The sequence below is a fragment of the Streptomyces sp. NPDC033966 genome (assembly GCF_055575955.1).
Map to the genome: position 1 here is coordinate 1 of NZ_JBVIRQ010000039.1, position 12524 is coordinate 12524.

General features: G+C 71.8%; 13 protein-coding genes. 6 read left to right on the forward strand and 7 right to left on the reverse strand.

Annotation, left to right across the window (positions count from 1 at the left end; all coding sequences use genetic code 11):
* The 5 genes from ACZ518_RS39070 to ACZ518_RS39090 all read right to left on the reverse strand — a co-directional run.
* Positions 1-203: beta-ketoacyl synthase N-terminal-like domain-containing protein (locus ACZ518_RS39070; RefSeq protein WP_469117786.1), on the reverse strand; the 203-nt coding region annotated here is incomplete at its 3' end.
* Between the two features lie 35 nt (positions 204-238).
* Positions 239-1030: a 3-oxoacyl-ACP reductase FabG gene (gene fabG / locus ACZ518_RS39075; protein ID WP_331719201.1), complete on the reverse strand. Its 792-nt coding sequence runs from the start codon at positions 1028-1030 to the stop codon at positions 239-241.
* Between the two features lie 87 nt (positions 1031-1117).
* The gene (locus tag ACZ518_RS39080; RefSeq protein WP_469117787.1) at positions 1118-2056 is read right to left on the reverse strand and encodes an MBL fold metallo-hydrolase; all 939 of its coding nucleotides are present in this window, start codon (positions 2054-2056) and stop codon (positions 1118-1120) included.
* Complete coding sequence (locus ACZ518_RS39085; protein WP_469117788.1) at positions 2032-3051, reverse strand: LLM class flavin-dependent oxidoreductase; 1020 nt, start codon at positions 3049-3051, stop codon at positions 2032-2034. The genes ACZ518_RS39080 and ACZ518_RS39085 overlap by 25 nt, the downstream gene beginning before the upstream one ends.
* A 10-nt stretch (positions 3052-3061) precedes the next feature.
* The gene (locus ACZ518_RS39090) at positions 3062-3814 is read right to left on the reverse strand and encodes an SDR family NAD(P)-dependent oxidoreductase (protein ID WP_469117789.1); all 753 of its coding nucleotides are present in this window, start codon (positions 3812-3814) and stop codon (positions 3062-3064) included.
* 324 nt (positions 3815-4138) lie between these two features.
* Between ACZ518_RS39090 and ACZ518_RS39095 the strand changes: the two genes are divergently transcribed.
* From ACZ518_RS39095 to ACZ518_RS39105, 3 genes are all read left to right on the forward strand, one after another.
* On the forward strand, positions 4139-5386 hold the full coding sequence (locus ACZ518_RS39095; RefSeq protein ID WP_469117790.1) for an MFS transporter: 1248 nt from the start codon (positions 4139-4141) through the stop codon (positions 5384-5386).
* Positions 5387-5445: 59 nt separating this feature from the next.
* Positions 5446-6609 carry a glycosyltransferase gene (locus tag ACZ518_RS39100; RefSeq protein ID WP_469117791.1) on the forward strand — a complete coding sequence of 388 codons (1164 nt, stop codon included), beginning with the start codon at positions 5446-5448 and terminating at the stop codon, positions 6607-6609.
* A 74-nt stretch (positions 6610-6683) separates the two neighbouring features.
* Entirely contained in the window at positions 6684-7595 is a 912-nt protein-coding gene (locus ACZ518_RS39105) for an NADP-dependent oxidoreductase (RefSeq protein ID WP_469117792.1), read from the forward strand.
* Between the two features lie 72 nt (positions 7596-7667).
* Here ACZ518_RS39105 and ACZ518_RS39110 read toward each other — a convergent pair whose 3' ends face one another.
* Positions 7668-8324, reverse strand: coding sequence for a DsbA family oxidoreductase (locus tag ACZ518_RS39110; protein ID WP_469117793.1), 657 nt, complete (start codon positions 8322-8324; stop codon positions 7668-7670).
* 193 nt (positions 8325-8517) lie between these two features.
* On the opposite strand from ACZ518_RS39110, the gene ACZ518_RS39115 reads away from it, so the two are divergent.
* The 3 genes from ACZ518_RS39115 to ACZ518_RS39125 all read left to right on the forward strand — a co-directional run bounded on the left by ACZ518_RS39115 (position 8518) and on the right by ACZ518_RS39125 (position 11134).
* Positions 8518-9150 (forward strand): hypothetical protein, encoded by a 633-nt coding sequence (locus tag ACZ518_RS39115; RefSeq protein ID WP_469117794.1) that lies wholly within the window; start codon positions 8518-8520, stop codon positions 9148-9150.
* Positions 9151-9382: 232 nt separating this feature from the next.
* The gene (locus ACZ518_RS39120) at positions 9383-10567 is read left to right on the forward strand and encodes a DegT/DnrJ/EryC1/StrS family aminotransferase (protein WP_469117795.1); all 1185 of its coding nucleotides are present in this window, start codon (positions 9383-9385) and stop codon (positions 10565-10567) included.
* Between the two features lie 48 nt (positions 10568-10615).
* On the forward strand, positions 10616-11134 hold the full coding sequence (locus ACZ518_RS39125; RefSeq protein ID WP_469117796.1) for a flavin reductase family protein: 519 nt from the start codon (positions 10616-10618) through the stop codon (positions 11132-11134).
* A 73-nt stretch (positions 11135-11207) separates the two neighbouring features.
* Here the strand turns inward: ACZ518_RS39125 and ACZ518_RS39130 are convergent, their stop codons facing one another.
* Positions 11208-12425, reverse strand: a complete 1218-nt coding sequence (locus ACZ518_RS39130) for a ketosynthase chain-length factor (RefSeq protein WP_469117797.1) — start codon at positions 12423-12425, stop codon at positions 11208-11210.
* Positions 12426-12524: the final 99 nt, after the last annotated feature.

Below are 12524 nucleotides of genomic sequence, written 5' to 3' on the forward strand. Positions count from 1 at the left end.
CGGATCTCGCGGGGGGTCAGGCCCTCGGTTTCGGGGTCGAAGTCGGCCTCGCCGGCGACCTGGGACCGGAACCCCGACGCGTCGAAGAACGAGATCTTCCTCGTGGCGGTGCGCCCTGCGGTGAGCAGGCTCCAGAACTCCTTCTGGCCGTTGCCGCCCGGCGTCCGCACGCCGATGCCGGTTATCACTACTCGCCTGCTCATCGCTGGCTCTCCTTCGTCTCGCGTTCCGGCGGCGATCAGTAGTTGCCCAGGCCGCCGCAGACGTTGAGGGCCTGGGCGGTGACCGAGCCGGCCGCGTCGTCCGCCAGGTAGCCGACCATCGCGGCCACTTCCTCGACCTCGACGTAGCGGCCGATCGGCACACGGGTGGTGACCCGGTTGTGGGCCTCCTCCTCCGTGACGTCCCAGATCTGGGCGTAGTGCTTGCGGACGCGCTCGGCCATGGGCGTCTCGACGAAGCCGGGGCAGACGGCGTTGGCGGTGATCCCGGTCTTGGCCAGGTCCAGGCCCAGCGCCTTGGTGAAGCCGACCACGCCGTGCTTGGAGGCGGAGTACGGGGCGGCGGTCACCGCGCCCTGCTTCCCGGCGGTGGAGGCGATGTTGATGATGCGGCCCCAGCTCTTGTCGCGCATGCCGCCGGCGGACAGGACCTCACGGGTCACCAGGAAGACGCTGTTGAGGTTGGTGTTGATGACGTCGTACCAGAGCTCGTCGGTCATCTCGGAGACGTCGCCGCCACCGTTGCGCCCGGCGTTGTTGACCAGGATGTCGACGGTGCCGAAGCGCTCGACGGCCGCCGCGACGAACCGCTTGACGTCCTCGCGGTCGGTCACGTCACACGTGGTGCCGTCCACGTCGAGGCCCTCGTCCTGGAGCTGCTTGACCGTGTCGGCCAGCCGGTCGGCGTCGCGGGCGCAGAGGAAGACGCGGGCGCCTCCCCGGGCCAGGTGGGCGGCCACGGCCAGGCCGATTCCGCTCGTCGCTCCGGTCACCAGTGCGGTGCGGCGGTCCTGTGACTGCGAGACCATGTCTCGTTCCTCCGTCGTTGTGATGGCTGCGTGCGGGGCGTGCCCGCGAGGGGGGTGGGGAAGGCGGTGCCGTGCGGGGGGCGCCGCTCAGGCGTGGCAGGCCGGGACCCGGCCGTGGAAGGCGACCATGTCGGAGAACATCTCCCCGATGTCCAGGGCCGCTCCGGGCTCCGCGCCGCGGAGCTCCGCGTACGCCCGGTGGAGGTTGGGCACCAGCCGCTCGGAGTCGAGCAGCAGGGCCCATTCGCCGAGGTCGGTCTCCCGAGCGGCCTCCAGTGGCGACAGACCGGCGGCGGCGGTGTCGCGCGCCAGGTCCTGGAGCCACCGGAAGTAGCGCTCGGCGGTGTCGAGCAGTTCCGGCCCCGCTACCGGGCCGTGCCCGGCCACGATGGTCCGCGGCCCGAGGGCCCGCATCGCCGCGACCGCTTCGAGGGAGCCGGAGATCGACCCCATCAGGCAGAACGGGGTGGCCCCCGACATCAGCAGGTCGCCGGCGAACAGCACGCGCTGCTCGGGCAGCCAGACGACGGTGTCGACGGCCGTGTGGGCGGGGCCGAGCGCGATCAGGTCGACCTGTGCCGTGCCGGTGTGCAGGCGCAGCCCGTCGCGGAAGGTCAGCCCGGGGAGCTCCACCGACAGGTCGCCCCAGCACACCTCGGGCCAGAGCGTCGTCAGGTGCAGTCCCACGGTCTCCATCTCGACGCCCGTGGTCTCGTGGGCGACCACCACGGCCCGGTCGGTGAAGAGGGAGTTGCCGAAGGTGTGGTCGCCGTGCGAATGGGTGTTGACGACGAACCGGGGCGCCGGGCCGACCTCGGCGACGGCCCGCTTCAGGGCCAGGGCGCGGTCATGCGTCGCGGCGGTGTCGATCAGCACGGGCCGGTCGTCCGAGGCGATGTACCCGGCGTTGTTCAGGCACCAGCCCCCGTCGGGCTGGACGTAGGCGAACACGCCGTCCGCGATCTCGTCCAGGCGCGGTGACGCGGTGGAGGGGTTCGGCGTCACCGCGCCGCCGCCTTCGCGCACGTCTCCAGGATCCGCAGCCGGCCTTCGAGCGTGGTGGCGGCAGCGGAGACCATGATGCTGAGCGTGGTCACGCCCGCTTCCGCGTAGGCCTTCATGCGCTCGGCGATGCGGTCCTCGGAGCCGACGAGGGCGGTCATGGCGATGAACTCGGTGGGGACGGCGGCCGCGGCGCCGGCCTGGTCGCCGGCGGCCAGCCGCTCGTGCATCCGCTCCACGCCCTCGTCGAAGCCGAAGCCCCGGGCCAGACGGCAGTAGAAGTTGGTCTCCGGGTCGCCGATGCCCATCAGGTAGCGGTACTGGCCGCGCAGCTGGTCGGCCGCCTCCTCCACCGTGTCGGCGACGGCGGTGGGCAGGGACGGGATCACCTCGAAGCCGTCGAGGGACAGCCCCCGTGCCGCGCGGCCGCGCGCGATCTCGGCCACGGCCTCGCGCACGCCGTCGGGGGAGGTGAAGACGCCGATCCAGCCGTCCGCGATCTCGCCGGCCAGGCGCAGGTTGCGGGGCCCCACCGCACCGAGGTAGACGGGCAGGTCGGGCCGGTACCCCTCGGCGTAGAGGTGGAGCGGCGCCGCCGCGCGGTCCGCGAGCGGCAGCGTGAAGTGTTCTCCCCGGTAGGTCACCGGGCCGCCGCGCAGGGCGGCGCGGACGATCTCGACGTACTCCCGGGTCCGCCCGAGCGGCCGGTCGAACGGCACGCCGTACCAGCCCTCGGAGACGTCGGGGTTGGACAGTCCGAGCCCGAGCCGGAACCGGCCCCCGGACAGCGCGTCGAGGGTGGCGGCGGTCAGCGCCGCCGCGGCCGGCGGGCGGGCGGGGATCTGCATGACCGCCGAGCCCAGGCCGATCCGCCGGGTGCGGCCCGCCACGAGGCCCAGCACGCTCACGGCGTCGTTGCGGTAGCCCTCCGGAGCAAGTGCCAGGTCGTACCCCAGCTCCTCCGCCGCCTCGGCCAGGGGGACGGCCTCACGTGCGAGGAGGTTGACTGCGAGCTTCATGCACTGCCTTTCAGATGAGTCGGGCGCCGCCGTCGACGGGTATGACCGCACCGGTCATGTGTTCGATGCGCAGGACGGCCAGTACGGCCTCGGCCACCTCGGCACTGGTGCCCACCCGGCGCAGCGGGGTGCTCTGCCGCACCTTCTCGGCGATCTGCTGGAAGAAGGGGCTGTCCTGGGTCCACGGCGTCTCGGTGAGCGCCGGGGCCACGGAGTTGACCCGGATGCCGGGGCCGAGCGCGGCCGCCAGCAGCCGGGTCATGTGGTCGAGGGCGGCCTTGCTCACGGCGTAGGGGATCGAGCTGCCGACGGGCCGGCTGCCGGCGACGGAGGAGATGTTGACGATGTTCCCCGGCCCCGCGCCGTTCTCCGCCCCCTTCGCCAGGTAGGGGGCGGCCGCCGCGCTCACCTGCCAGGTGCCGATGACGTTGACGCCGAGGATGGTGCGCCACAGCTCGGGCGTCACCGCCGCGATGTCCGCGTGCGGCACGACCTTGGTCGTACCGGCGCTGTTGACCAGGACGTCCAGCCGCCCGTAGCGCTCCACGGCCGAATCGACCAGCTGCCGGGCCTCGTCCTCGTCGGAGATGTCGGCCCGTACGTAGACGGCGTCCGGAAGGGACCGGGCGAATGCCGTCCCCTGCTCCGCGGAACGCGCCGAGTTGACGACGATACGGAATCCCTCGGCGGAAAGGCGCTCGGCGATTGCCGCACCGATTCCCGAAGAAGAACCGGTAATCAGCGCGACTCGCTGTTCCGTCACGAAATCCCCCTCGCAGTCATGGACCGTCTCGACCCGAATGTCGATATCGGAACTCATGTCCGGCCTGCACGCAACCCGAGTTGACGCCGAATTGTCAATCCGGCAACGGGAGTTGGGGTGGATCTTTCACTGAGCTTGAAGACCCCTCCAGCCCGAGCGGAATCCGAGCGGTCCTCGACCGCGGCTGTTCACGATCGAGATTTGGGCCGTCGGCTCGTGGCCGTGCGCACGGCGGCGCTCGCGGGGGCGGCCTTGACCTCAAGTGCGCTTCAGCTTGAAGCATGGAGGCACTGCTCCGTACCCCTGAAATCCGGAGGTCCCGCCTTGGACACATCCACGTCCACGCCGTTCCCCAGCGCGGGCCGTCGCACGATGACCCTCTCCGCGCTCCTCCTCGCTTCCACCCTCACCGTGATGGCCGGCACCGTGCTCGCCCCCGTCGTGGCCACCATCCGCACCGACCTGGGTGTCAGCGGCACCGCCGCCGGTCTGATCCTCACCGCCCACGGCCTGTCCCTGGCGATCACCAGCCCCTTCGTCGGCTGGGCGATCGACCGGTGGGGCCTGCGCACCCCGATGATCGCCGGGCTGGTGCTGTACGGGATCGCGGGCGGAGCAGGCCTGTTCGCCGACTCGTACGCCACGCTGATCGCCAGCAGGTTCGTGTTCGGCATCGGCGCCGCCGCGGTGTTCACCGGCACCACGGTGGCGCTGATGGCGCTCTTCGAGGGCCCGGAGCGCGACAGGATCGCCGGCTGGCGCTCCACCGCCATCGGGCTCGGGGGTGTGGTCTGGCCGCTGATCGCCGGCGTGCTCGCGGTCTGGTCCTGGCACGGCCCGTTCGCCATCTACCTCGTCGGCATCCCCGTCGGCCTCGCGATGCTGTTCGCCATGCCGCGCATCCCCGCGGCCGGCCGCGCCCAGGGCGGCGGCGGGACCATGTCCCTGTTCCGGACCACCCCCCGGCTGCTCGGCATGTACGCCCTCTCCCTGATCTCCTCCTTCCTGCTGTACGTCCTGATCGTCTTCCTGCCGCAGCGGTTCGACCAGATCGGCGTGGAGGACCCGGTCGTCATCGCGGCGATCACGGCGAGCCTCTCGCTGGCGGGCAGCGGATCGGGCTTCTTCTACGGGCGGCTGCGCGCCGCCATGGGCTACGTGGCGCTGCTGCGCTGCGCGCTCGTCCTGTGGGGCCTGGCCTTCGTGGTGGGCGCCTCGATGAGCCACGCCGTCCCGCTCGCCCTGGCGGCCGTCCTCTTCGGCGCCGGCAGCGGCATCTCCGTACCGGCCCTGGCCATGTGGATCGGCGAGACCGCGCCCGCCGCGATGCGCGGCCGGGCCATGGCGCTGTCCGGCACGGCCAACTTCGCCGGCCAGTTCGCGGCGCCGGTCGTGGTCGGCCCCCTGGTCGGCGCCACCTCCATCACCGTCGGCTTCGTCGCCGCCGGAGCCCTGTGCGCGCTGGTCCTGCTCGTCCTGCTGTTCCTGAAGCCGGGAGCGGCACGGCAGACGGAACCGGTCGCCCGGCCGCGGCCCCAGCAGACGGCACCGTCCGGCGGCCCGGCCGCCTGAGCCGCCTGTCGAACGGCACTTGAGCCGGACTCCACACCCCGATGCCAACGATCTGACATATGAGAATCCTTTTCGTAGCCGGAGGAACCTCCGGAGTTATCTTCTCGATCATCCCCCTGGCCCAGGCCGCCCGGAACGCAGGCCATGAGGTCTTCATGGCCGGCCCCGAAGACATCATGCCGATCGTCACCCGCGCCGGAATTCCCGGTGTACCGGTCACCGCGACCTCGATGATGGACACGCTGCTGGACGACGACGGAAACCGCATTCCCATTCCGTCGGACCTGCACGAGCGCTTCCTTTTCAACGGCAGGTGCTTCGGCCGGTACGCGGCCAACTGCCTGGAGGGGCTCGTCCCCCTGGTCGACCGCTGGCGGCCCGACATCGTCGTCGGCGGGGCCCTCGCCTTCGCCGCACCGCTCATCGCCGCCTACGCGGGCGTGCCCTACGTCAAGCACGCCGTCGACATGGGCGAGCCGCGCACCATCGACCTCGCGGCCGCCGCGGAGCTCGGGTTCTCCCTGGAGCGCCTCGGCCTCTACGACATGCCGCGCTTCGACCTCTTCGTCGACACCTGCCCGCCCAGCCTGCGGGTGTGGGACGCGCCCCCGGCCCAGCCCATGCGGTACATCCCCTACACCACGCCGAAGGCGCTGGAGCCGTGGATGTACACCAAGGGCGACCGGCCCCGGGTGCTGGTGACCGCGGGCAGCCGCATCACCCCCGACTACTACCTCGACGTCCTCGCGGCCCTCGTGAAGAAGGTGCAGGGCCTGGACGTCGAACTGCTCGTCGGGGCGCCCGACGACATGGCCGCCAAGCTGGGCCCCCTGCCCGACAACGTGCGGGCCGGCTGGCTTCCGCTGGACGTGCTCGCGCCGACCTGCGACGTCGTCGTCAACCACGCGGGCGGCAACACGGTCCTGGGCAGCATGGCGCACGGCGTGCCGCAGGTCCTCATCCCGTACCTGCCGTACGTCGTCGACTACACGGAACGCCTGACGGAATTCGGCGCCTCCAAGATGATCCGCCCCGGGGACGACACCGCGGAGAACATCACCGACGCCGTGCAGGACATCCTGGCCACGCCCTCGTACCGCGAGCGCGCGGAGGTGCTGCGCCAGGAGATGTCGCGGATGCCGACCCCGGCGGACGTGGTGCGCGTCCTGGAGGAGCAGGCCGCACGGGGCCGTACCGAGCCGGCGGCCCCGACCCGCCCCTGAGGGCGGTGGCACCGATCGAAACCGAGCTCGAAACGAAAGACGGGGCAGGAGCCCCACGAACGAAAGGCACTCCCATGAAGGCAGCGGCGATCAACTCCTTCGGCGGACCGGAAGTCGTCGAACTGCTGGAGGTCGAGACCCCCGTGGCCGGTCCCGGCCAGGTCCGCGTGAAGGTCAAGGCGGCCGGCATCCAGGCGTCGGACTGCTCGGTGCGCGGAGGCTGGGCCCCGCCCGGCCAGACCCTGGCTTTCCCGCAGAAGATCGGCAACGAGTTCGCCGGCGTCGTGGACCAGGTGGGCGAGGGGGCCGAGGGGTTCGAGGCCGGCAGCGAGGTCCTGGGCTGGGCCCTGCTGGCCTGCCACGCCGAGTACCTCGTGGTGCCGGTGGACCAGATCGTGGCCAAGCCCGAAGGCATGCCGTGGGACGTCGCCGGGGTGTTCTCGGCCTCCGGGCAGACGGCCCACACCGCCCTGGAGAAGCTGAAGGTCGGCCCCGGGGACACCCTGCTGGTCCACGCGGCGGCCGGCGGCGTGGGCACCGTGGCGGTGCAGCTCGCCCGGGCCTACGGCGCGAAGGTCATCGGGACGGCGAGCCCGCGCAACCACGACTACCTGCGCGGACTGGGGGCCGAACCCGTCGCCTACGGCGAGGGCCTCGCCGACCGGGTGCGCGCACTCGCCCCGCAGGGCGTCACCGCCATCCTCGACGGCGCGGGCGGCGAGGCGCTGGACGTCTCGGTGGAACTGCTGGAGAACCGGGAGCGGATCGGCACGCTGGTCGGCTTCGACCGGATCGAGGAGCTGGGCGTCCTCCCGCTCTTCAGCCAGCGCTCCACCGACCGGCTGCGGGCACTGGCCGACCTCTACGAACAGGGCGGTCTGCGCATCGAGATCGCCCGGACCTACCCGCTGGAGCGGGCCGCCGAGGCGCACCGCGAGGTGGAGACCCGGCACGTGCGCGGCAAGCTCGTCATCCTCCCGGGCTGACGCAACGGCCGCGCGGGCGGCGGACCCGCAAGGTCCGCCGCCCGCGCACGGCTCCTCTCCCGGGGGTCGCCGTCAGCGGCTGCCCGCGGCAGCGGTGGCGCGCTGCCACTCCTTTTCGAGCATGGCCAGCATGGCGTCCGACTCCACCCCGCCGTGCACCACCTCGCGCCCGTCCACCACGAACGACGGCACGGAGGTCACCCCGATCCGGGAGGCCCGCTCCTCGTCCTCGCGCACCTCGGCCGTGTACGCGTCACCGCCGAGCACCCGCTCCACGGTCTGGGCCGGCAGGCCCGCGTCCGCGGCGAGCGCCCGCAGCACCCCGTGGTCGGCTATGTTCTCCAGGTCCGAGTGGTAGGCGCGCAGGACGCGCTCCTTCACGGCGTCCACCAGGCCGTGCTCCGCAGCGGCGTGCAGCAGGCGGTGGCTGTCGAAGGAGTTCACCGGCCGGTACTCGGCCGGCCGCAGCCGGATGCCCTCATCCTCGCCCAGGCCGGCGATCCAGCCGAAGATCTGGTCCAGCTCCTCCTGGGAGTGGCCGTCACGGCGCATCATCTCCTCCAGCGGGTCACCGGGGACCGTCGGCTGGTGCTTGCGCAGTTCGAACGACCGCCACACGGTCCTGACCTGATCCGCGTGCTCGAACCGGGCGAGGGCGGACTCCCAGCGCCGCTTCCCCAGGTAGCACCACGGACACACCACATCGGACCAGATCTCCACGGTCAGCACGAATCAATCCCCTGTTCTCTGGATTCCGGACAATAAGTGGATTCTGCAACCTCAACCGCAGTTGACGTCAAGGACCTCCGTCGTCGGCCGCCCGCTGGCCGAAAAAGGTGGACCGGAATTCGAGTCGGCATTGAGGGGGGTGGCTGAAACTGACGGTGCTTTGCCGCACCACCCCACCACAAGGAGATTTTCGTTGCGTACCTCGCGTGCCCTCAACCGCACCCTGGCCGTCGCCGCAGTCGTCGCCACGACGGCGGTGGCATTCTCCGGAAGCGCCGTTGCGGCCACGACTTCCAGCAATGTGCCGCTGCTTTGCCCGGTCCAGTACAACGGCCAGACCTTCGTGCTGAACTACGCGCGTGACTACACGGTCACCGCGCCGGCCAACGTGCACCGGAACTCGGTCTTCAACGTCTCCTTCGACCCGGCGCCCATCAACCCGCGCACCGAGTTCAACACCAAGGCGTGGGACGTCAAGTTCGTCTACAACCTCCCGGCCGGCGCCAAGGTCCTCGGCTACTCGCTCGTCGGCGGTTCCAACCTCGGGAACTCCCAGCAGACCGTCGAATTCGAGCCGGGCCGCGCCATCGTCAAGGCGACCGGACCCTTCAAGGCCGGCGAGGACGCCGACGTGCCCACCCTGAGGGTCACCCTGCGCGCCCCGTCCGCCCCCGGCGAGGTCACCACCTCGATCGCCGGCACCAGCGCGGCCGACCCCGGCTTCCGCTGGACCGCCGAGGACCCGACCACCTTCGAGGTCGGCGAGCTCCCCTGCTACCCGGACCCCGCCAAGCCGGTCGTGCTCTCGAAGACCCAGGTCCGCTGACGCGCGCACGCTCCTCGGCCGACGCCGCCGGCCACCCGGAAGTGCCTTCCGCACTCGGCCCGGAGGAACCCCACGCACGGGGTTCCTCCGGTCCCCGAGCGGGAGGCACTTTCCGCGTCCGGGGGGCCGGCGAACACAGCGCGGTGCACCGGGAGCAGTGCACCGGAACTTGATCGAACGTCGAGCAGACGTCCGCAAGCTCTCAGTGACACCCGACGTGAGAGGCAGCACCGTGATCAATCTTTTCCAGCCCCAGGTCGGCGCCGAGGAGCTCGAAGCGGTCGCCGGGGTCTTCCAGGACCGGTGGCTCGGCCACGGCCCCCGGACGAAGGCCTTCGAGGCGGCCTTCGCCGAACACCTCGGTGTCGACCCCGAACATGTCGTCTTCATCAACTCGGCCACCTCGGGCCTGTTCCTCGCCGCCGAGGCGCTCGACCTCCAGGAAGGCGACGAGGTCGTCCTGCCCTCCCTGAGCTTCCTCGCCGCGGCCAACGCCATCCTGGCCCACGGCGGCCGGCCGGTCTTCTGCGACGTGGACCCGCGCACGCTCAACCCCTCCCTGGAGGACATCGAGGCCGCCCTCACCGAGCGCACCAAGGCCGTCGTCGTCCTCCACTACGGCGGCTACCCGGGCGACATCGACCGCATCGCCGCACGTTGCCGAGAGCTCGGCATCACCCTGATCGAGGACGCCGCCTGCTCCGTCGCCTCCCGCGTCGACGGCAAGGCCGTCGGCACCTTCGGCGACCTCGCCATGTGGAGCTTCGACGCCATGAAGGTCCTCGTCACCGGCGACGGCGGCATGATCTACGTCATGGACCCCGAGCAGGCCGCCCGGGTCCGCCGCCTGGCCTACCACGGCCTCGCCCAGTCCAGCGGCTTCGGGCACGCCAAGGTCTCCTCCCGCTGGTGGGAGATGGAAATCCCCGAGCCCGGCCGCCGCGTCATCGGCAACGACCTCACCGCCGCCATCGGCTCCGTACAGCTGCGCCGGCTCCCCGAGATGGTCGCCCGCCGCAAGGAGATCGTCGAGCTCTACGACCGGGAACTCGCCTCCGTCGACGGCCTGCTGACGCCCGGGGGGCTGCCCGAGGGGCACGAGTCCACGTACTACTTCTACTGGGTGCAGATGGACCCGTCGATCCGCGACCAGGTCGCCGGCGACCTGCTCGCGGACGAGATCTACACCACCTTCCGCTACGCCCCCCTCCACAAGGTCCCCGCCTACGCCCCCGCGGACGGCCCGGCACCCGAGCTGCCCGCCTCCGACTGGGCGTCCGACCGGACCCTGTGCCTGCCCCTGCACCCCGGCCTGTCCGACGCGGACGTGCTCACCGTCGTCGCCTCCCTCCGCAAGTCCGTGGAGCGGCGGAGCGCCGAGGCCCGCCAGGGCTCGCCCGTGGAGGACGTCCGTTGAGCCGGGCGGTCTGCGCAGCGCCCGTACGCACCTGAGCCAGGAGGACCGTTGTCCACCATCGACCCCGCCGAATTCGCCCGGACCATGGCACACGTGCCCACCCCCGTCACCGTCGTGACCACCGTGGACGCGGCCGGCCGGCGCCTGGGCTTCACGGCAGGCTCCTTCACCTCCCTGTCCCTCGATCCGCCGCTGGTGCTGGTCTGCCTGGCGAAGAAGGCGGCCTGCCACGAGGGCTTCGTCCGCAGCGGGCGGTTCCTCGTGAACGTGCTGGCGGCGGACCAGGCCGATGTCGCCGGGGCCTTCGCCCGCTCGGGACACACGGGGCTGGACAAGTTCGCGGGAACCCCGATGGAACCGCTCGAACACGGTCTGCCCGGCCTGACCGATGCCACGGCCCGGATCGTGTGCGCCCTGCACGACGTACTGGACGGCGGGGACCACAGCATCCTCGTGGGCCGCATGGAATCCGCCGACGTGAGCGGGGCCGACCCGCTCGTCTACCACAACCGGCGGTTCGCCCGGCCCGGCGCGGCCGCCGACCTGCTGACGTCCGCCGCCCGCTGAGCGGCCCGCCGACCGGCGCGGACACCAACGGCGTTAACGGTGCATCAACGTTAACGCCGTTAATGATCCACAACTAGGCCGTCGGGCCGCTGACCACCACCGCGGAGTTGAAGCCGTGCCGGCCGCGGGCGAGGACCAGCGCGTGGCGGATCCGGGCTTCCCGGGGACCGGTGTGCACCAGGTCGATGCCGTACTCGGCGGGCACCTCGGTGACCGTGGGAGTCGACGGGATCACGCCGTCCCGGACGGCCAGCAGGGCCGTGGCCACGTCCAGCGGCCCGCCACCCGAGTAGAGCCGCCCGGTGAGCGCCTTGGGGACGGTCACCGGCACCCCGCCCGCCCCGAACACCGAGCGGATCGCCCCGGCCTCGGCGGCGTCCAGCTCCGGGAGGCCCGCACCGTCGGCGAACACCACGTCGATGTCCCCGGGGGCGAGCCTGGCCTCGGCGAGCGCCGCCTCGACGGCCCGGCCGAGCGTCGGCGGGCGGTCGGACCCGGGAGCCGGGTCGAAGGTCGACGCGTGCGCGGCGATCTCGCCGTACGGACGTACGCCGCGCCGCGCGGCGCCGTCCGCGTCCTCGACGATGAGCATCGCCCCGCCCTCGCCCGGCACGTAGCCCGAGGCCCGGGTGCCGAAGGGCTGGTAGGCACGGGCCGGGTCGCTCTCCCGGGTCACGCGGCCGCCGGCGAGCTGGGAGACGTACCCCCAGGGGTCGAAGGCGGAGTCGACACCGCCCGCGACGACGACGGGGGTGCCGGCCCGGACGGTGCGCCGGGCGTGGCCGAGCGCGTCGAGACCGCCCGCCTGCTCCCCGACCAGGGCGGCGCTGGGGCCGCGCAACTCGTGGCGGATGGAGATCTGGCCGGTGTTCACCGCGTAGAACCAGGCGAAGGACTCGTAGACGCTGACGAATTTCGAACCCTTGTTCCACAGGTTGGCGAACTCGTGGTGGGTGAAGGTGAAGCCGCCCAGCGCGTTCGAGGTCACCACGCCGATGTCGTAGTCCCGGACGGTGTCGTCGGGGACGCCGGCGTCGGTCAGCGCCCAGTCGGCGGCGACGAGCGCGAGCTGCGTCGAGCGGTCGGTCTGCGGGAGCAGCCGGCCCGGGAGGTGGTCGGCGGGGTCGAAGCCCGCTATCTGGCCGGCCAGCACGGCCGGGTAGCCGGTGGCGTCGAAGCCGGTGACCGGGGCGATCCCGGTGCTGCCGTCGAGCAGCGCCTTCCAATAGGCTTCCACGCCCATTCCGTTGGGTGCCGTGACGGCGAGCCCGGTGATGACGGTCCTGGTCATGCCTTCGCTCCTTCCGGGGCGCGGAGGATCATTGCGCTCTGGAATCCGCCGAAGCCGCTGCCGACGGTGAGGACGGTGTTGGTTCTGTGTCCTCGGGCG